26 protein-coding genes and 2 pseudogenes are annotated in these 18,920 nt (G+C 48.1%); 9 read left to right on the top strand and 19 right to left on the bottom strand.

The window, feature by feature from the left end:
* Window position 1 precedes the first annotated feature (1 nt).
* The 4 genes from B3M90_RS09695 to B3M90_RS09680 all read right to left on the bottom strand — a co-directional run bounded on the left by B3M90_RS09695 (window position 2) and on the right by B3M90_RS09680 (window position 1,768).
* The gene (locus B3M90_RS09695; protein ID WP_290783824.1) at window positions 2-238 is read right to left on the bottom strand and encodes a hypothetical protein; all 237 of its coding nucleotides are present in this window, start codon (window positions 236-238) and stop codon (window positions 2-4) included.
* Window positions 239-355: 117 nt separating this feature from the next.
* Window positions 356-685: an antibiotic biosynthesis monooxygenase gene (locus tag B3M90_RS09690; protein WP_035407890.1), complete on the bottom strand. Its 330-nt coding sequence runs from the start codon at window positions 683-685 to the stop codon at window positions 356-358.
* 73 nt (window positions 686-758) lie between these two features.
* Complete coding sequence (locus tag B3M90_RS09685) at window positions 759-1,340, bottom strand: hypothetical protein (RefSeq protein ID WP_290783822.1); 582 nt, start codon at window positions 1,338-1,340, stop codon at window positions 759-761.
* Window positions 1,337-1,768, bottom strand: a complete 432-nt coding sequence (locus B3M90_RS09680; RefSeq protein WP_290783820.1) for a GNAT family N-acetyltransferase — start codon at window positions 1,766-1,768, stop codon at window positions 1,337-1,339. Before B3M90_RS09680 ends, B3M90_RS09685 begins: the two co-directional genes overlap by 4 nt.
* 44 nt (window positions 1,769-1,812) lie before the next feature.
* Here B3M90_RS09680 and B3M90_RS09675 point away from each other — a divergent pair, with 44 nt between their 5' ends.
* Entirely contained in the window at window positions 1,813-2,598 is a 786-nt protein-coding gene (locus B3M90_RS09675; RefSeq protein ID WP_290783818.1) for a pentapeptide repeat-containing protein, read from the top strand.
* A 70-nt stretch (window positions 2,599-2,668) separates the two neighbouring features.
* On the opposite strand, the gene B3M90_RS09670 is transcribed toward B3M90_RS09675, so the two are convergent.
* Both B3M90_RS09670 and B3M90_RS09665 read right to left on the bottom strand, forming a co-directional pair.
* Window positions 2,669-3,370, bottom strand: coding sequence for a nucleotidyltransferase domain-containing protein (locus B3M90_RS09670; RefSeq protein WP_290783816.1), 702 nt, complete (start codon window positions 3,368-3,370; stop codon window positions 2,669-2,671).
* 10 nt (window positions 3,371-3,380) lie between these two features.
* A complete protein-coding gene (locus B3M90_RS09665; protein ID WP_290783814.1) occupies window positions 3,381-3,854 on the bottom strand; it encodes a hypothetical protein in 474 nt (157 codons plus the stop codon).
* A gap of 199 nt (window positions 3,855-4,053) precedes the next feature.
* On the opposite strand from B3M90_RS09665, the gene B3M90_RS09660 reads away from it, so the two are divergent.
* On the top strand, window positions 4,054-4,623 hold the full coding sequence (locus B3M90_RS09660) for a recombinase family protein (protein ID WP_214853883.1): 570 nt from the start codon (window positions 4,054-4,056) through the stop codon (window positions 4,621-4,623).
* 26 nt (window positions 4,624-4,649) lie between these two features.
* Here the strand turns inward: B3M90_RS09660 and B3M90_RS09655 are convergent, their stop codons facing one another.
* Window positions 4,650-5,057: a hypothetical protein gene (locus tag B3M90_RS09655; protein ID WP_035407875.1), complete on the bottom strand. Its 408-nt coding sequence runs from the start codon at window positions 5,055-5,057 to the stop codon at window positions 4,650-4,652.
* A gap of 145 nt (window positions 5,058-5,202) precedes the next feature.
* On the opposite strand from B3M90_RS09655, the gene B3M90_RS09650 reads away from it, so the two are divergent.
* On the top strand, window positions 5,203-5,586 hold the full coding sequence (locus tag B3M90_RS09650) for a hypothetical protein (RefSeq protein WP_214853912.1): 384 nt from the start codon (window positions 5,203-5,205) through the stop codon (window positions 5,584-5,586).
* Window positions 5,587-5,602: 16 nt separating this feature from the next.
* Here the strand turns inward: B3M90_RS09650 and B3M90_RS09645 are convergent, their stop codons facing one another.
* Entirely contained in the window at window positions 5,603-6,130 is a 528-nt protein-coding gene (locus B3M90_RS09645; protein ID WP_290783811.1) for a hypothetical protein, read from the bottom strand.
* Window positions 6,131-6,240: 110 nt separating this feature from the next.
* On the opposite strand from B3M90_RS09645, the gene B3M90_RS09640 reads away from it, so the two are divergent.
* A complete protein-coding gene (locus B3M90_RS09640; RefSeq protein WP_290783809.1) occupies window positions 6,241-6,840 on the top strand; it encodes a TetR/AcrR family transcriptional regulator in 600 nt (199 codons plus the stop codon).
* A gap of 40 nt (window positions 6,841-6,880) precedes the next feature.
* On the opposite strand, the gene B3M90_RS09635 is transcribed toward B3M90_RS09640, so the two are convergent.
* The 5 genes and pseudogenes from B3M90_RS09635 to B3M90_RS09615 form a co-directional block, all read right to left on the bottom strand.
* Window positions 6,881-8,170 (bottom strand): MATE family efflux transporter, encoded by a 1,290-nt coding sequence (locus tag B3M90_RS09635; RefSeq protein WP_290783807.1) that lies wholly within the window; start codon window positions 8,168-8,170, stop codon window positions 6,881-6,883.
* A gap of 383 nt (window positions 8,171-8,553) precedes the next feature.
* Window positions 8,554-9,468 (bottom strand): methyl-accepting chemotaxis protein, encoded by a 915-nt coding sequence (locus B3M90_RS09630; RefSeq protein ID WP_290783805.1) that lies wholly within the window; start codon window positions 9,466-9,468, stop codon window positions 8,554-8,556.
* Window positions 9,469-9,582: 114 nt separating this feature from the next.
* Window positions 9,583-9,801 (bottom strand): annotated as a pseudogene (locus B3M90_RS09625) (SDR family oxidoreductase); the annotation flags it as partial.
* Window positions 9,802-10,202: 401 nt separating this feature from the next.
* Window positions 10,203-10,418, bottom strand: coding sequence for a hypothetical protein (locus B3M90_RS09620; protein WP_290783803.1), 216 nt, complete (start codon window positions 10,416-10,418; stop codon window positions 10,203-10,205).
* 353 nt (window positions 10,419-10,771) lie between these two features.
* A complete protein-coding gene (locus tag B3M90_RS09615) occupies window positions 10,772-11,215 on the bottom strand; it encodes a hypothetical protein (RefSeq protein ID WP_290783801.1) in 444 nt (147 codons plus the stop codon).
* Window positions 11,216-11,376: 161 nt separating this feature from the next.
* Between B3M90_RS09615 and B3M90_RS14550 the strand changes: the two are divergent.
* Window positions 11,377-11,875 (top strand): annotated as a pseudogene (locus B3M90_RS14550) (SDR family oxidoreductase); the annotation flags it as partial.
* A gap of 65 nt (window positions 11,876-11,940) precedes the next feature.
* Here the strand turns inward: B3M90_RS14550 and B3M90_RS09600 are convergent.
* From B3M90_RS09600 to B3M90_RS09590, 3 genes are all read right to left on the bottom strand, one after another.
* A complete protein-coding gene (locus B3M90_RS09600) occupies window positions 11,941-12,909 on the bottom strand; it encodes an LLM class flavin-dependent oxidoreductase (protein WP_290783794.1) in 969 nt (322 codons plus the stop codon).
* A 62-nt stretch (window positions 12,910-12,971) separates the two neighbouring features.
* A complete protein-coding gene (locus B3M90_RS09595) occupies window positions 12,972-13,661 on the bottom strand; it encodes an ABC transporter ATP-binding protein (RefSeq protein WP_290783791.1) in 690 nt (229 codons plus the stop codon).
* A gap of 107 nt (window positions 13,662-13,768) precedes the next feature.
* Window positions 13,769-14,161, bottom strand: coding sequence for a hypothetical protein (locus tag B3M90_RS09590; protein WP_290750545.1), 393 nt, complete (start codon window positions 14,159-14,161; stop codon window positions 13,769-13,771).
* A 195-nt stretch (window positions 14,162-14,356) separates the two neighbouring features.
* Between B3M90_RS09590 and B3M90_RS09585 the strand changes: the two genes are divergently transcribed.
* Both B3M90_RS09585 and B3M90_RS09580 read left to right on the top strand, forming a co-directional pair.
* Complete coding sequence (locus B3M90_RS09585) at window positions 14,357-14,875, top strand: DUF4256 domain-containing protein (RefSeq protein ID WP_290783788.1); 519 nt, start codon at window positions 14,357-14,359, stop codon at window positions 14,873-14,875.
* Window positions 14,876-14,999: 124 nt separating this feature from the next.
* On the top strand, window positions 15,000-15,878 hold the full coding sequence (locus B3M90_RS09580; protein ID WP_290783785.1) for a sensor domain-containing diguanylate cyclase: 879 nt from the start codon (window positions 15,000-15,002) through the stop codon (window positions 15,876-15,878).
* On the opposite strand, the gene B3M90_RS09575 is transcribed toward B3M90_RS09580, so the two are convergent.
* Together B3M90_RS09575 and B3M90_RS09570 are read right to left on the bottom strand one after the other, a co-directional pair.
* The gene (locus B3M90_RS09575) at window positions 15,840-16,529 is read right to left on the bottom strand and encodes an alpha/beta fold hydrolase (RefSeq protein WP_290783782.1); all 690 of its coding nucleotides are present in this window, start codon (window positions 16,527-16,529) and stop codon (window positions 15,840-15,842) included. The two genes, B3M90_RS09580 and B3M90_RS09575, sit on opposite strands and share 39 nt — an antisense overlap.
* On the bottom strand, window positions 16,526-17,362 hold the full coding sequence (locus B3M90_RS09570) for an alpha/beta fold hydrolase (protein WP_290783780.1): 837 nt from the start codon (window positions 17,360-17,362) through the stop codon (window positions 16,526-16,528). Before B3M90_RS09570 ends, B3M90_RS09575 begins: the two co-directional genes overlap by 4 nt.
* A gap of 48 nt (window positions 17,363-17,410) precedes the next feature.
* Between B3M90_RS09570 and B3M90_RS09565 the strand changes: the two genes are divergently transcribed.
* Together B3M90_RS09565 and B3M90_RS09560 are read left to right on the top strand one after the other, a co-directional pair.
* A complete protein-coding gene (locus tag B3M90_RS09565) occupies window positions 17,411-18,076 on the top strand; it encodes an HAD family hydrolase (RefSeq protein ID WP_290783777.1) in 666 nt (221 codons plus the stop codon).
* Window positions 18,073-18,456 (top strand): GNAT family N-acetyltransferase, encoded by a 384-nt coding sequence (locus B3M90_RS09560; protein WP_290776785.1) that lies wholly within the window; start codon window positions 18,073-18,075, stop codon window positions 18,454-18,456. The genes B3M90_RS09565 and B3M90_RS09560 overlap by 4 nt, the downstream gene beginning before the upstream one ends.
* On the opposite strand, the gene B3M90_RS09555 is transcribed toward B3M90_RS09560, so the two are convergent.
* Window positions 18,448-18,885 (bottom strand): GNAT family N-acetyltransferase, encoded by a 438-nt coding sequence (locus B3M90_RS09555; RefSeq protein WP_214857676.1) that lies wholly within the window; start codon window positions 18,883-18,885, stop codon window positions 18,448-18,450. The genes B3M90_RS09560 and B3M90_RS09555 overlap by 9 nt on opposite strands.
* Between the last annotated feature and the right edge of the window lie 35 nt (window positions 18,886-18,920).

Here is an 18,920-nt window from a genome sequence, read left to right as displayed (position 1 = left end):
CTTATGTCATGAAGACGAATTGTTCCAGTAAATAAATCAAGGAACACCAGAAGATGAAGGCGATCCCCTCTCGCAACCACTCTTTACGCGTCAACGGTTCACGTAAGAAGGACACGCAAGCGAATAGTAAGACGAAGAAGTAGAGATAAATGAAGCCGCCGCTCGTCAAGAAACCGAAGAGCAGGATCATACCACCGAGGACGGATAGGCTAGAGACGACAGGTTTACGATAGACCATACGATGCCACCTCGTTTCATCTAGTTTGTTAGAATATACCCAGATTACGGAAAGACAATCTATTTTAACTTACTAGACAAGACCCCTTGAGAGACGTCCTCCCAAGGGGTCTTGTATTTATTCGGTTGCAGCGCTATGGTCGGCGACGATCGCATATTCCGTGACGGTATTCGACGTCACGAGCGGTTTGACTTCGGACGTTCCGTTATCTCGTTTATGGTGAACCCCTTTATACGCTTGACTCTCCTGCCATGCATGAAACGCCGCTTGATTCGACCATGTCGTCATGATCGTGACGATGTCTTCTTCTTCCTGACTAATGTCGACGAGGACTTGCATCCGGTGGAACCCCTCCATCCGTTCGATTCCCTTCGTCGTCTTAAAACGCGCTGCGACTTGATCTGCTGCGCCCTTCACGACGTGTAGCTGATTCATAACGATCCACATGTTCTTTTCCCCCTTTTTCGTCTTCAGTATACTAAAAGTCACGGGTCATAGAAAACGCAGATGCGTTTTCGCTTCATGACGTCAAGCGTTGGATCGTCTCTTTTCCATCCATACGCGTCGCGATCATTTCGAAGTAGAGCGAATGCGGGAAGGCATCCGGTAACGGTTGGATGGTATGGAAACGTTCCTGACCCGCGACGGTTAACGAGCGCTGCATCGGACGTAATGGTACTTCCCCATCAGCCGTCATCTTATACGGCTCGAACCGAATCGTTTTCATTTGTTTTGAGCCATTCATGCCGTAGGCGACGAGATACCGACCTTCCGGTGTCGCAAGTAACCGTCCCTCGAACCAATCCGCCTCCGTCGTCTGCTTGGTGCGAATGATTCGATCGATCCGTTGTGCCTCATCGGTTTGTTGCAGGAGCAGAAACAAGCGATCATGTTTCGCTTCAAGATATGCGACGGCATAATGTTCAGACAATCTTTCGACGAAGTAGACATCACGCGCTTCGATCGATGTGTTCGTCATCTGTTTATATAACTTCGTGACCGTTTTTGCAGTGAAGGAAGGGGTCTCTGGACGCTGGTACATTCCCGTCAATGCTCCGAGTACTAATCCAATAACTAAGATGAAAAGAAGTTGGCGTTTCATCGATCGACCTGCTTGACGAGCAGGTGATAGCTAGCACCCGGTGGATAATCATCGATTCGCCCGACTTCGATGAATCCCTGTCGTTCATAAAACGAGAGCGCTTGAAATGAAAAGGTCTCGACACGGATTCGGTCGATTCCTGCATCTCGTGCCCATGTTTCCAATCGATGAAATAACGTCGTGCCAAGTCCACTTCCCCGCTCCTCCTTGACGACAAAGAACCATTCAATATGTAACCAGCCCCAATACGTTTCCCCTGTGATGCCACCGATCGGTTGATCGTTTCGCATCGCAAGTAATGTGACGGCTTGTGTTCCATTTGACCGTTTTTTGGCATGAAACGGCGAAGTCTCGACGTTATAGCGTCGCACCTGTTGTCTGATCCAATCTTGTCCGTCTTCATTTTCATTGAGTTGAAATTGCAGCATATCCGGACTCCTTTCCTGCTATAGTAGTAGTGGAGGTGAATACGATGGAACCTACATTCCAAATTGATTGTACAAATTGTTTTGGTTTATGTTGTACGGCACTCGCTTTTTCGAAATCCAGTGATTTCGGTCATGATAAACCGGAAGCGACACCGTGTCGCAATCTTGACACGGATTACAGCTGCCGCATCCATGACCGGTTACGCGATAGCGGCTACAAAGGCTGTACCGTCTATGATTGTTTTGGTGCCGGGCAACATTTGTCACAGCGGACGTTTCAAGGCGATGATGCACCAAAGCGACGCCAAGCGATTTATGCTGCCTTCCCGAAGATGGTTCACTTGTTTGAGATGATGTGGTACGTAACGGACGGAAAACGTGATGTCACGCGTGACATCCACAATCAACTCGATGAGATGCTTGCCGCATTGACCCGATACGCTGCCTTACCGGCGGATCAATTTGCACGGCTTGACCTGATGTCAATCCGTCAAACCGTCCGTCCCCTCCTTGAAATGATCGCTTCTCGTGTTCAAGTTCAGTATAGCGGAAGACGCGACCAGACACCACGCGACTGGGTCGGAAAACAGCTACAAGGACGAGATTTTTCAGGTGCCAGCGTTCAGAACCAGTGGTTGCTAGCGACGAACTTGTCGAATAGCCGTTTGTGCGGTGTCAACTTTCTCGGGGCTGATCTGCGAGATTGTAACGTCAAAGATGCCGATCTGACAGACGCGCTCTTTTTGACACAAGCACAAATCAATGCCGCGATCGGCAACGCGGCGACACAGTTACCGCCGCGTTTGCTCCGTCCGTCCCATTGGCGTTAAACAGAAGCGAACGATAAAGAGACACGTTTTCGGATCATCGACCGAAAACGTGTCTCTTTTTGTATGCTTGTTATCTTTTGCCGAGCATAAAGCCGTCAAAATAACGCCCGCCAAACGGTGTGAGATAATCGTCGACTAACGCGATGACGACTCGGCGGTCATTCGACTGATAATATAACTCAAAAGCCATTGTGTGTCGACTGGCATACTCTTCGTCAAACTCTGCAAGAGCGCGGATCGACCATTTTCCTTGTCCGATGTAGCATTGATTGGCACGAAGGACGAACTCGATGCTCTGTTCATATAAACGTGACGCAATCGCTAGACCTTCTGCGCGGTTCGTCACACTCTCGAAGTCGTCGAGCAAGTCACTTAAAAAATAACGAGCGCGTTGTTGCTCAGGATTCGACCACGCAACAGGTCCATCCGCCAATTGTTGAACGGCTTCCTTGCGGATAGAGGCAAGGTGTGGATGATCCTCGATCGTCCAGCTGTCAGCAATCATGCGTTGCAAGGACGGGCGACCACGTTCCCGGTCACTCTCGAAAAAATGCGCGATCGTCTCAAAGGAATGGACGAATGCTTCGATCGGGACACCGTCATAGGTAAACGATTCCCGGTATGCCTGCCGTCGACTTGCTTCAAAGATGATTAAATCGACATCTGATTGTACGGTCGCTTGTCCTCGCGTATGACTACCGGCAAGTAAGACGGCACAATGATCCGGATAACGTGACGCGACGAGCGGCATGATCCAATCACACCACTCCATGCGTGTCCACTTAGTCTTCAACTTGTTCACCAATCCCGGAGAAGACGGCTAGTTCGTCACCCGGTACGGCAACGATCGTCGCGTCGGCTCGGTGTGGCGCGAGACCGATATCGATCGCCCACGATTCGTAATATGTATCCGATCCATTCAGGACGAGCGTTTGTCCGTTACTGAAGGTCAAGAATAAATGTGGTGCCGTCTTGCCGATCCGGACACCGGTGACCCGTTCCGAGTGCAATGAAACGATTAAGTGTAGCATCTCTTCCTTTGTCGCATGTCGGACGACCCAATTCTGTGTCGTCTCGACATCGCCATAAAATAGACGGTCCGTCTCGATCCGAAGTCGCAGTTCAGGCGCTGTCGTATCGAACAAATTGATGAATTCGAGCGTAACGTAGCCTGCGACATGAACCGTCGCCAATTGTGTGCCGATGAAATAGGTCGTCAAAAGCTGACGGGCGAGTTGATGATCTTCTTTGTTCATGATGAGCACCTCATTTAAAAAGAATGAATGGTATAAGGATGAGTCCGAGAAACTTACTTCCACTCAATTTACCACAAATTAGTCGATCCGAACATGAGAAGAAAGGCATGTTTTTGGTTTTCTGCGGCACGAAGGTGAGAATACGGTATACTGATGAGGAACTGACGTCGATCGTGATCGACAGAGAGGAGCTCCATTTATGCAATATTTCTATATGAGACCCTATCCGGATGATCCAGACTGTTCTGCGCAACAAGCAGAGGCGGATCAGATTGATGTGACGGTACGTGTCGTTGAGACCCATAATTCGGCCAAACGCCGAATGGAACTTGAACAGATGCTTGAGGCGCTGCAAGCGGGAGACGAAGTCATCGTCACGCATCTCTACGTCCTAGCAGACTCGACGCGGCACTTGATTGAGATGCTCGAACAAATGGAGACACGTGGCGCGACACTGTGGTCGCTCCGCGAACACATTCGCACGAGCGAACGGGCATCTTTGTCGTTCCTTGAAACGGCCCGCCACCTGGTCCAGTTGCAAAGTGATGTCATCAGCATGTCAACGCGTGCCGGACTCTCAAAAGCAAAAGAGCAAGGAAAACAGACGGGTCGACCGCGGAAACCCGATGAAAATGTCCGCCGCGCGATTGCGATGTATCAAAGCAAAGAGTATTCGCTCGCTGATATCCGAGAACAGACCGGTATTAGTAAAAGTACGTTATACCGATATCTCGAAAGCGAGACGATCGATGCAACGGATAAAGGCTGATTCCATTGTGGAGTCAGCCTTTTTTGTCAGCTATTTTGCTTTAATGTGTTGCCAAGCCATTTTTGGAGGGCTTTACCGCCTTCATAGAACGAACAATCCCGTAATTCATACGTATGACCGCCTTGTTCAATCAAGTCGAGGAACGTATTCCCGACGTCCCGGTTTTCCCATTTCCGCTGATCCGTCAAATACTTGAAGCCAAAGTTACACTCGACGTTGAAGATGATGTGGAAGGGTTCCTTGAAAGATTGGACGGCGCGGATCATCTCGATCAAAATCATTCGTTTGGGTGACGACGCTTCGAACGTATCGAACAGTGTCGTCCGGCGTCCGTGAAACTCGATGACGCGGATTGCGCGTCCGGTATCGGCTTTAAAGTCATAACTCGTCCGAATCGAGACGATGATTTCACGTTGGTCTGGTTGTACTGGCATGGTGTATCGCTTCCTTTCTCTCGGTCGATTATAGCATGGACCTGTTCCATTTTAATAGATGTCAACGACTCGGTCTCAAGAAGGATTGTCGTAACCCAAAATTTGTCTTATACTAAAATTACCAAATACATAAAGGAGCGTTTTCGTGAAACATCTATTTTCGATACTCCTCTCGGCGAGCCTCTTGATCACGGGTTGCTACTGCACTCTCGACGAACGGACGGACGAGCCACACTTCAAATCACGTGCCCGCTCCATCTCCTCGTATCATACTTTCGACATCGAATACGCGAAAGGACTACGCAAGGAACAAGTCTCAAACCGTACGGTTACCGTGACGGATTCAAATGGTGAGCGGATGCAAACGGAGATTGAAGTCCTAGACGGCAAAGAAATCCGAATCAAACCACCGCGTACTGGATATAAAAAAGGGCGTCGCTACATCATCCACATTCGGGATTCAATCGACGCCCGGAAAGAAGTACATACGAATACGATTCGGGAACGAACCTTCACTGTCGACCGCTGACAGCCAAGGTTCGTTTTTATTTAGAGCGAGCTGGAAAAACGGTATAACTCATCGAGATGACGCCATCGATCACAAGAACGAGTCCCCACAGTTGTAACGTCCGCAAGAGGCTTTTAGTTTGTTCGGTATTTCCGAGCCAGAGAATCATTGCTCCGAGTAAGGCACCACCAATCAAGAATGCCAGGATGTGCCGATAGAATCCGTTGCGTTCCCGTCGCGCACGCGATATGCGTTCTTTTGCTACTTGTTCCTTGAGGATCACCCGGCGATACACCCCATCCGCCCAAGAAATCATCTGCTTCCCGAATGCGAGCGATACGCCGATGTAAATCGCAGCAAGTCCGTGTGCAAGCGTTGCTGTGCTACCGCGACTTAAGTCCAACACTGTTAAGACCAGTAAGACGATATCAATCACGGGTGACATCGCCATCAATCGAAAACCGAGCTTCTCTCGCCTGAATCCATAACGCACGATCAGTCCTGCGACGATGAATACCCAAAATAGAATTTCACAACAAACGATTGCCCAAGCGACGAGTTGCATCGTGATCCTCTCCTTTTTTAATACGACTGTATTATAAAGATAACATCACTTTCATCACTTGACTAGTCTTTTTAATACATTCGTGCTAAAAAAGCTGATATACTTAATGTATGCCAAAACAAGTCAATCACGAAGAACGAAAACGCCTCATCGCAGAAGCGACGTGGCGCACGATTTCTAATGTCGGTATCGAACAAGCTAGCGTCCGGGCGATCGCCAAGGAAGCGGGTCTGTCCCTTGGTGCCTTACGGTATTACTTCATGACCCAAGAAGAATTGCTCCGTTTCTCGATGCAACTCGTCCAAGAACGGGTCCAAGAACGCATTACAACCATTTTCGAGAAAGGAGGAACATCAGAAGAGACGTTATGCAACGTCTTACTCGAAGTCTTGCCGTATGCACCTGAGCATCAGCTTGAGATGCAGGTCTGGTTCCAATTCATGATGTCTGCATATGCGTCTCAATCAACAGAGAATCCAGACGACATTTACCACATGTGTCTGGTATTACTGACACGGATTCCGGACGGTACGTTCCGAGCAGGTATAGACATCGAGCTTGAGAGCGAACGTCTCGCAGCACTCGTTGATGGATTAGCCTTTCATGCGCTGTTTCGACCAGAACGTCTCCCGAAAGAACGATTGCGTCATATCCTTGTCCATCACTTGAATGCCCTATTCGTCCGTCCTTTAGCGCTCGACGACAAATAACCCGAAGTTCCTTCATCTGCATGAGGGAACTTCGGGTTATTCATTGTTTCGCTTCTACGAGGATCAACGATAAAGAACGGATTAAAAAGAACGTCAGAAATGCTGCCCAGACTCCCTGATTGTCAAAACTTGATGTCGACAGCAGCACAATCGCAAAACCGATTCCTGCTTGAATCATCGAGTTCCGGACTGGGGTTGCCTCGACACGACCAGCAAAGATTCCTTCGTAAATCATCGCCCACCCGGCAATCAGCGGTAGGATGATGATCCAGAGATAATAGTCGCGCGCCGCGTCTAGGATCGCTTCTTCTGAAGTGAACAACTGAAGCAACGGTGTTTCAAGGAATAGGAGCACAAGTGACCAGAACACGACTGAGTAGAATCCGAACGTCCGTGCCAAACGGACACTCGTCCGGTATGCTTCCTGATCTTGATGCCCTCTCGCCCGACCGACAAGAACGGTTGACGCATGACCGAGTCCACCGAACCAATAAGAGATCAGATACTGAATCTGCAGTAGGATCGCATTGGCTGCAAGGATATCCGGTCCGAATTGTCCTCCCGCTCGTGTAAACCAGCCGGTAACGAGTAACAGGAAAATCGTTCGAATGAATAAATCTCGATTGACACGAAAGAATTGCCGGTAGGCGTGCCAATCCGTCAAGGCGCGCAGTTCGTCGCGCGTCATCGACAAATGACTCCGAATCAGATAGAGACTGCAGGCGACAATGCTGATTTCCGCGATGATGGTCGCAAGCGCGATTCCAGCAACACCGGTGTTCAATCCGTAGACGAATCCAATATCGAGTACGACGTTGACCCCGATACTGAATAATTGGACGAACAAAGCATGTTTGACTTGTCCCGTTCCGATTAACCAGCCAAGTAACGCATAACCCATCAAGACGAACGGTGCGCCAATCATCCGGTACGAGATGTATGTCTTGACCGCATCCAGCAAGTCAACGGGTGGTGCAAGTAAATAGAGTCCGAGCTGCTCGAGCGGCTGGCGGAATAATAAAATGAGCAAACCGATACAAGCTGCTAGGAACAGCGGTCGGTAGAGCGAAATCCGTAAGGCATGGGCGTCATTCGCGCCGCTTGCCTGAGCACTGAATCCTGTCGTACTGACTTTTAAAAAGCCGAACAACCAGTAGATTGTATTGAAGAAAACGGCACCAACAGCAATGCCACCGATCGCGCGCGGATCACCGGATTGACCGATGACGACGGTATCGGTCACACCAAGCAACGGTGTCGCAATACTTGAGAGAATGAGCGGATAGGCAAGTAACCAAAACGTTTTGTGGTTCGGTTGAGTACTCACCATACTAGCTGGACCTTCATATGTAAGACAAATGATGTAGTAGTGGGTTCAAAAATCATTGGTTCACATCCCTTCAAAGTAATTTTCGAACATACAAGGTATGTAAGCCCTAAGGATATCAAACTCTTTTTCTAAACACTATGGTTTTAGTAGCATGAAAGAATTGTATAGATTAAACTTCATGTTGTATTTAAAAGTACAAGAGTGAATTTGGTAAGTGAAATAAATAGTATGATATTTTCTTTATTTGCGATCTTTTCGTATTCTTTTTCTACCTCTATAACAGCATTGCATTGCTAATTGTTTGCCATATTTTTTGTAAATGCATAAAAAGAAGCCGGACCTAGGGTCTGACTTCTTAAGTCTATTTAAATAGTGTCACTCGTTCATAAGACATCGACGAATTGTTTTGCCTGGTGCTCCAGTTGTTTCGCAGAATCAGCCAACTGATCGAATTCACTCACCGTATGTTCAAGCTGACCGGTACTGTCCTTTACCTTGCTTGAAATCCGTTCGATACTGTGCGAGACCTCCTTGATCCGCTCAACGATCCCTTCGATATTCTCCTTGATTTCTCCGATCGAATGCGAGACTTTATTCGACAGGTTTCGGACTTCGGTCGCGACGACATCGAATCCACGTCCATGTTCTCCAGCACGTGCTGCCTCAATTGCCGCATTCAAGGCGAGTAGATTCGTCTGCGCTGCAATTTCACGGATCGTCTTGACGATGTCAGTGATCGAGTTTGCATCTTTACGCAAGGCGACAAGACTCGATAAGTTCTCGACGGATTCCGACTCGATTTGTTGGACAGTCGCAAGAACGTTCAAACCGTCTTGTCGACCACTTTCCGATTTGACCGTCAAGAAGGCTGATGTCTCATTGAGTTCGGCCGCCATTCGTAAAACGTCCTGCTGGCGAATCGTGATGTCCGATGCAATTTTCGAGACCCCGACGACCCGGCGTCCGTCATCCGAGTAAATCGGCATATATGTCGCTTCGAGCCACTTCTGTTGTCCGTCAGCAGCCCGGCGTTCAATCTCATCCTGATACGTGATGCCTTGCATCAATTTTCGCCAAAACAACTCGTAATCTGGACTATTAACGAAAGCCGGAAAACAGAGATCACGATGGTATTTACCGATTAACTCTTCCACTTCGTACCCCATCGTCCGGGCAAACAATTCATTTACGTATGCGACTTTGCGTCGATCGTCAAAACGAATGATGGCTAGATTTTGTTCGATTGCCCGGATGACTTGTGTGTCGGTGACCTGTGTTACTTGCTCATGCATCGACATGCCGATTCCTCCCTGGATTCAAACTAAAGTCATGATTTACCTATTGTCATATTATCCCTTATATCGACAAGTTCCTGCTATTTTAAATAAAATCTAGTAAATAAAGTGTTCATTTTAATATGCACTCCATCCCCCATCTAGGACGACGATTGCCCCGTTGATGAAACTCGCCTCGTCAGACACGAGAAACAATGCCAAATTTGCGATTTCATTCGGCTGACCGGCTCGTGGATTGAGACCCATGCCAAGCATCGCGCGCCCCATCCCGAATTCATTCAGGTTCGACATCGATTGTCCGATGTTCGTCTCGACAGCGCCAGGTGCGATTCCATGAAAAAAAGACCCGACGATTTTCGTCAGGTCCTATAGCTAGTTCGTTGTAATTGGTTCATCGCGACTTCAGCACGTAGTCGCCGTCCGATTTTCAACGATGCATGGAATATACTTGGATCAAATAATCTAAAGTGACTATCAATCCAGTTTTGTCGATAGATTTCATGTGCTTGTCTAACGATTTCTTCGTCTGACAACTGTTCCATGTCTATTTCCGTGCAGTCGAAATCATCTACACCGAACTCGAAACCACAACATGGACAAATTTCGTTACTCCCCGCAAAGTGTTCATAATATGGTGGACCCTCGAGTTTATTCCATCCACATACGGGACACATATAATACGAATCGTTTTGATTCAAAGATGTGATGCCTCCTTAAACAAATGATCATTCTTATATCTATCGTACCCCATCCGAAATCGTAATCGTTCCGTCACCCGTTTGGATTAACAGTCGTTGACCTTTCGAGCGGCTAAATAATCCTGTGAATAATAGAATGACGAATATGAATGCTAAAAATCCTCCAATGGATAGAACGGTATAGATATAACATTGCTGATCCTGCCATTGCTCGATTAACGAACTAAACCGTGGAACATCATACACACCGAGCACAAGCAGCCCGACACTGATTAGTCCGAGTAATGCCTATGATGACGAGTAAGAATCGATTGAACCCATTCATCTGCACCTCTGCTTTACGATTATTGACTTCTTTCACCTAGGTGATTCAACACATGAAATATTATGTGTGTGGTGTGTTTATTCCCGTTCATTAGAACCCGAATCATTTAAATACACGTTCGTTCAAATGTTCATATATTCTGATTATTCAGACTAAATCAATCAAAACTAGTGCTTTAATTACTATATTTCACGAAAAAAACCTCTTCCAACTTAAGAAGAGGTCAGTATTCGATTTATTTATCATTAAACACATATCCCGTCAATACGTTTTTTCTGTTTTTTCATTTTACATCAATTGGAAAGGCAAAATCGCCATTACCTTCTTTCCAATCGGCTTTAATCTGATAGACGTACTTTCCGGGAGTCGAAGGAACGGTAACCCGCTCAATCTTCTTATATGTTTTCATCTTTTTATGATCTTTGACCGACCATAAGACAATCGCGACGGACTTCGGAGCTGGTCCGTCTTCAAAACGAATCGTCAATCGATCATCAGGATTTGTTCGCGTACTCGGATCACCTTTTACTAAATCGACGGCTTCGGCCTTTGCATCAGCTGTTTCTCCGCGAAACATGCCTGACCAACTATAGGTACCTCTATATACCTTTACTTCACGGTTTTCGATTATCACGGTTGGTTCTGGTGGTTGATGTCGAAATGGATCAAGTAAAAAAAACCATCCGACTGCAATCGCAATCAATCCAATAAATAAAAAACGTTTCATAGACAAACCTCCTATGGGCTAACCTAAAATTTTAAGACAATATAAAACACCTTCGGAGTGGTACACTTTTAAAAAGTACTAACATCGGAGGTATTTTTGCATGGGCAAAAACGTATATTCAAGTGAAGTGAAATGGGCAGTAGTAAAAGATAAGCTGAGTGGAAAATTTTGGTTCTGTTGAAGCCATCGTCAACAACGCTGGATTAATGCCACTATCGCACCTCCATAAGAATCAGCAGGACGAATGGAACACGATGGTCGATGTCAACATTAAAGGCGTCCTCCATGGAATCGGAGCAGTCTGCCGTATATGCGCGAACAAAAAAGCGGACATGTCATCAACATCTCTTCTGTCGCCGGTCATGAAGTCATGCTGTCGAGCGCCGTCTACAGCGGTACGAATTCGCGGTGCGCGCCATCACGGAAGGTCTTCGTAAGGAAGAATCGGTCGACAATCACATCCGTGCAACAATCATCTCACCGGGAGCGGTCGATACGGAATTGAAGGACCATATCTCGGATGAAGAGATCAAACAAGGAATTGGTGACTTGAAAGCCATTGATGCGAGCGCGATTGCGCGTGCCATCGCATATGCTGTTAACGAACCAGAAGATGTCGAGGTCAACGAGATCTTAATTCGTCCGACAGCGCAACGTTAATTGAATGTAGATGTGTAGACAGGACCCCTCATTAGCAAAACAGCTATTGAGGGGTCCTGTTCTGTTTAAAGAAGTCGCTCCGCGATGAGCTGGTACGACTGCAATCGCTTTTCTTGATCAAAGGCATTGTTGATCAGTAAAAACTGATCTGTTTGATAACGCGTTGCTAATGCCTCAAGCCCCTGCGCAACAAAGTCCGGTGTACCGACAATCGCTCGCCGTCGATCTTTACGGATCCGTTCCGTTTGAACGTCATTCCAGACTTTTGCTTCAGTCGAGGCAAACGACGGAACGATTGAATTGCCGAGTCGAACGCCTTGAATCCAGGCATCTTGAGTTCGAGCGAGACGTTCTGCTTCTTCTTGCGTCGGGGCACAGATGACGAAAACGCAGACGATGACGTCTGTTCCTCCTGCCTCACGATAAGTGGAAAGTGTCTCTTCCCAACGATCTGGATTGATGAAGTGACCAAAAACGAGACCACGGTCTTGTTCTGCAGCAATTTTCGCACTACGCGGCGACAGACCAAGGATTGAGATCGGAGACGCTTTTCGATCACGCGGTGTCGTCTTGACGATCCGGTATGGGTGTCGATTCGATAGACTATCTGTCAAGAAGCCAGCCGTTTCCTGAACGAGTCGACTAAACTCAGCTGCCCGGTTTTTTTCACCATCTGTCAAAGCAAGTCGTGTCCGCTCACTTCCACCCGGAGAATTACCGATCCCAAGTTCGATCCGTCCCGGATAAAAGGCGTCAAGCGTCGCAAAGCTCTCGGCGACTTTCAGCGGATGATACTGCGGCAATAACACTCCACCTGAACCAAGCTTTATTTTTGACGTCTTCGCACCCATTCGGGCGATGAACAGTTCCGGTGCCGCACTAAGCAACCCGTTCGTATTATGATGTTCAGCGAACCAGTACCGTTCATAACCGAGTCGCTCAGCTTCTAAGACGAGTCGTTCCGTCGCTTCCATCGTCGCTTCAACCGTATCGTCCTCATGTAACGGCACTTGATCCAGTATTCCTAGTCGCATCACGCATTCCTCCTCTACTCTTTCAGTGTAAAGCGTGGAGGAACGGAGTTCAAAAACGAGGCTCAGACACGAACGAGTCGATCTTCGATGATGACGCCGTCTCGCATCTCGATCGTTCGGTTCGCTCGTTCGGCGAGTGCCGGGTCGTGGGTGACGAACAAGACGCCGCATCCCTTCTCTTCGTTTAATGACCGTAAGAGATTGAAGATGATTTCTCCCGTATCCGTATCGAGGTTCCCTGTCGGCTCATCGGCAAGCAACCATTTTGGTTCATGAACGAGTGCTCGGGCAACGGCGACCCGTTGTTGTTGTCCACCGGAAAGTTGCGACGGCAAACTGCCTGCTTTATCGGCGAGACCGACTTGCGCGAGTAACTGCTCGGCGCGTTCTTTTTTATCATACGGTACTTTCCGACCGAACAGTGGCGCCATGACATTTTCAAGCGCCGTCAGCGTCGGAATCAAATGAAACTGCTGGAAGATGAAGCCGATGTTTTCGAAGCGAAAGTCGGATAATTCTTTACTGTTCAATTTGTTGATTGGTTTCCCGTCATAATGCAACTCCCCGCTCGTCGGTCGATCGAGCGTGCCGATTAGACTGAGTAACGTTGATTTTCCAGATCCCGAAGGTCCGATGATCGAAATGAAGTCGCCCGCCTCAAGTGTCACGTCGATGTCTTGTAACGCATGTGTCTCGACGCCGTCTCCTGAAAATGATTTTCCTATCTGTTTGCATTGAAATGTTCCTTCCATATGTACCCCTCCATTATTCTTGATAACGTACTATTCAAGAATAGATTGGTAATTCCTTCTAAATGAAAGGAAATAAAAAACAGTACTCTTATGGAACAAGAATACTGTCAGGAAACTCTCGGTTGAATAGAAACGAAATTTTTACGATAGACGATCTCATACGGTAAGACGAACAATATACATGCAAGAGTCGTGAACTGAATCATGCTACCGATTGGTGGTAGTGGAGACAGCGATGCTTCATGCCACACTTCATATAGACCAATGAACAAAAACAGAACGACGCTACTCGTCGTCACGTAGATAAGCAACCGAAGGGTCAATGGATAATGTCGGACAATCCATAACATCGGTAATCCAAAGATAAAATAGGATAACGTCATCGCAAACGTCCCGAACTGATAGACGATCTCAAAGTCAATCGTTGTCAGGAACGAATACGCCGTGAACGCTAAGAACGAAAGAATCGTCACAACAGCCGCATAACTGATCCAGCGCATACGGTTGGCTCCTCTCCTGAATGTTATTCCTGTACACGCGATCGTGACAGAAACCTAATATGTACAATTAGTGTAGGTAGTTCGATTTCATTTGTCAATTATCTTCAGATTGACTTATTCAGTCTATGTACGATTGTAATGAGAGCGAATTCATAGAATAATGAAAAAAGAGAATAAGAAAGTGAGGTTTTATCGATGGATGAACAATTAACGGTGTTTCGTGATCGCTTTGAAGCTACACCTGATTACCACGATGGTCTTTCGTTTATTGAGGTCGAGTCACGTCTGACACCTTCAAAACGAGCAGCACTCGCTTGGATGGAACAAACAGGAGGAGAACCGAATGTCGTAAACCTTGATGGACGATTCGTCATCATCGATACGGTCAAAGAGAGTCCAGCTGGTCGACGAAGCGTTTGTTTTGACGAAGTCGCTCGACTCGGTCGAAAGAAAAATGCGCCCGAAGCTAGCGTCGAGTCAATGCTTGAAGCACTCGATCTCGACCTGTTGACACCAGAACAATATCAAGAACTTCAGACACAGTTTTCGCTTGACGAAAAGACTTCCAGTTGGCTCGCAACACCAGACGTGATTCGTCAAAAAGGTGGCGCTTTGTTTGGAGATCGTCGTTATGAGACGACATTCATCTATCACAACGGAGTGGATTCCTATTATGCGAGCCGCGGATTCCGTGTTTTACTTGAATTGGAATAAACCAAAAACCGCTTCGTAGTCTAAACGAAGCGGTTTTTTTACAATAATAGGGAATAATACCCAATCGTGATATGATGGACGTTGAGTACAGGAGGTGGACGTCATATTTGTATTGGGATTGATTATGGGTAGTCTTTTAATGTTGCTCAGTTTCCGGTTATTCCACCAGCAACAACCGGATACAATTGCGTTATGTAAAGATATCTTCTATGTGTTTGAAGTCCATCCGGAATATCGATTCCGATATATCAGTCCGTCCCTCGATGACCATATCGGCAAGGGAGTGGCAGCAGCCAGCTATATGGATCCGGATCAGTGTTTTGCAAGGATTCATCCGGAAGACATCGAAGTCTTGATGTCGAAGATTTCGGGCGACTGTGACTACGATCAACCGTTCCGGCAACGCTGGCGGACAAATGACGGGACGTACGTCTGGTTCGAAGAATATGCGACACCGATTCGCGAAAATGGACAGATTGTTGCCATCCAAGGGGTGATCCGTAACATTGACGAGCAGTTGAAATCACAACAGGCATTGCTCGATCAATACCGTATCGATGCCTTGACTGGTCTAGGAAATCGCCATGCCTTTAACGAGGCTGTCCGCGATCTCGATCAAGAGAAGGCGACGTATGGATTGATTCTGCTTGACTTGAATGAACTAAAGGAGCTCAACGACCGGTTCGGTCACGCGGTCGGTGACGCCTTGCTTGAACAAACAGGACTTTGCATCCGCAGCTTAACAAATCATGGTTACCGGATTGGTGGTGATGAATTCGTCTTGATCGACGATAGTGCGTCGATTGACACGTTTGAGGCATTCGTCGAACACGTCCGCTCGACGTTCGCGACGCACGAGATTGGACTCGCGATCGGTGCCGTGCATACGACAACAGGACGCCGGATCGACGACGTCCTGCATGAGGCAGATGCACGGATGTATCAAGAGAAGATGAAAAAACGCTTAGGTCGCCAGCATGGATTGATGCGCTTGAAGCAGTAAGGCGTTGAAGCGTTCTGGTTGATCGAGATTTGCCGTATGCCCTGCTTCCTCGACCGGTAAGACGATGACGTTCGGCACGTGTTCCGCAACGAACGCGGTTGCGTCGACTTCGTACGTTTCATTCGTTCCGTTTAGGATGACGACCGGCAAGGTGATCGACTGCAACATCGTTTCCGTCAGTGCCGGGAAACGGAACGTCATCAAATCGAGGACTGTCCGTGCTGTCGTTTTCCAGGCAGGACCATGCAACTGTTCAAATTGGTCGGCAATTTCCGGTGCTTGCTGATCGATGTTAAGGAAAAACTCTCGTTGTTCGCGCATCAGCGGTTCCATCGCTTTAGGAATGAATGGTGAAAAACCCGTGATACATACCCCTTCGAGTTCGTCCGGTGGGTCGAGTGCCAGTTGCATCGCAAGCGTCGCGCCGAGCGACAACCCGAGAATCCATCCTGGACCTTCCTGTGCCATCCGTTCGCGGATGGCACGTGTTGCTTGTTGTAGATAATCCTCCGTTGCCGGTTCCGTCGTCATTCCGTGACCAGGTAGATTGATCGGAATGAACGTAAAATCATCCGCTAAAGCGGAGAGCTGTGGTGCAAAGTGTGTTGCTGCCGTTCCCATTAATCCATGTAATACGTACATGCGTGTCATAAATTAAACTCCTTCGGTTGATGTAGTGTCAATATCGCGTTTACGATGACGTCCGGACGATCGCGATGCATCAGGTGAGATGTGCCCGGAACGAACGTCACGTTCGCCTGATCGGATAGTTTCGCCTGTCGCTGAATCAGTTCCTGCCATTTTTCTTCCATTCGCTCCAGTTCGTCTTTTGGAAAACCAGCAGCGCTCATCGTTTCGATCGACTGCGCTTTGTCCCGTCCAAGAACGGTCAACGGAACACCGAGATCGCGCATGCGTGGTTGAAGATCTTTCGCATCAGATTTCCACCGCGAGATGATCGCATGCATCGCCCGGTAATACGCTGGGTTCCAATCCGTGCGGTCATCCCCGTCCGGGAAACGGTCACGTAAATCAGTTGCTTTTGATAGTTCTTCGAACCGATCGATCCAGACGGCGTCATCCCCTTCCCGGTCGAGCATCGGTGTATCCAGCTGATCGAGTTCTGCTAAATCAACGGACGTCGCATCCACGAGAACGAGACCGGCGACACGTTCTGGATGATGTAGAGCAAAAGCTTGCGCGACAAGACCACCGTAGGAATGACCGACGAGTGTGACCGGGGTCGTGATATTCGTCGCGTTAAGAAACTGGTCGATTTGGCGTAAGATGCCGGTCGTTCCGTCCATGTAATCCTCCGACCATTCGTGCGGATGAAAGCTGACGACGCGATAGTCCGGTGTTAGTTTCGTCAAAATGTCCGCCCAGTCTTGATACGTTCCACCGAGTGAGGGTAACACTAACAACGGTCGACCTGTCGAACCGTCATCGTAGTACGTCACTTGTTTCTCTTGTTGCTGAATCATTCGTTCCAATGAAATCATTCCTCTATAGTATGAAAGGTGTTGTTGATCTTGATTCGTGCTTTATTGTTTGATTTAGACGAGACGTTACATGACCGATCCGGTTCTCTTCCCTGTTTCCTTCGGGATCAGCATCAACGTTTTCGTGAAGTTGCGCCTGTTCCGATCGACGACTACATCACGACGTTCTTATTGCTTGATCAAGAAGGACGCGTCTGGAAGGACGTCGTCTATACGGAAATGATTCGTCGCTTCGAGTTGTCGCTTTCTGTTGAAGTACTGCTACACGACTACGTGACGCTTTATCCGTTCTTCGCACGGAGCTTTCCGGGAGTCGACACCTTTTTTTTGCAATTATCGCCTGAGCTACCCATCGGCTTACTGTCGAACGGTCGGACGACGTTCCAACGTGCCGTCTGTGACGCCATCGGACTGTCTCCCTCCTTTACGCAGATCGGGATCTCGGAACAAGAAGGCGTTCGTAAACCGGATCCGACATTTTTCCTTCGCTTAACGGATCGTTTAGGTGTTCGCCCGGACGAAGTCCTTTATGTTGGCGACAATTACGACCACGACATCTTACCGGCACGCGCCCTCGGCATGCAGGCGCTTTGGAAGCGCACAGGCGATGTTCCATTGACTGACACGCAATTTTCGGACTGGCGCCAGTTACCTGCCCCACTCCAAGACTTGATACGAAAGGAGAACCAGCCATGACGGAACAGATTCGCCGTTTCCAACCTGACGATTTTGAGCAGATTCATCGATTGAACGCATTAGAAGGATGGCAGGATCTCGTCGCTGATCAAGAGCGGACCCGCAACGCGTGGATGAATGCAAATGCCGCTTTCGTCCTTGAGTCTGACGGAGAAATCCTTGCCTATGTCCGCGCTTTAACGGACGGTTCAGTGACGACGTTCGTCTGTGAGCTCCTCGTCAGCCGAGACGCACGCAAGCGTGGGTATGGGCAACAGTTGCTCGATCACTTGCAACTCACCTATCCGACGCGGATCGATCTCCTGGCAACTCGTCAAGCTGCTTCCTTTTATGAACAACAAGGATTTCGTGCTTTCCATGGTTTCCGTAAATCACGATGAAGCGAGTGATTTCGAATAACTCGTGCTCGTCACGCTGTAGCCCATCGATTGATAAAAGTGATGGGCTGCTTCGCGTTCTGGTCGATTACCACTGTTCAGTAAAACGGCAGTTGCTCCTCTTGCATGCGCCCAGTCTTCCGCTGCTCGGATCAAACGGCGTCCAATTCCCTGCCGACGATATTTCGCGTTGACGACAAACGCGACGATTCGGACATAGGTCGTATCATGCTCGAACGCTTGCGCCTGAAACAGACCGACGCAGCCGAGAAGCATATCGTCGTCTTCTAACACAAGCAATTCATAATCCGGATGACGGGTGACCCGCGAAAATCGTTCGCGTAAGACGTCCTCGCTTGCCGGATAACCAAGCTGCGTCATCAATCCGACCAATTGTGGTAGATCGTCTGTTGTCCAAGACCGGATGGTCATATTTCTCTCCCCCATTATCGTGTGGGCGACAGAAT

The sequence above is a fragment of the Exiguobacterium sp. UBA6309 genome (assembly GCF_002439205.1).
Lineage (GTDB): Bacteria > Bacillota > Bacilli > Exiguobacteriales > Exiguobacteriaceae > Exiguobacterium_A.
This window is presented reverse-complemented; position numbering and strand designations above follow the sequence as displayed.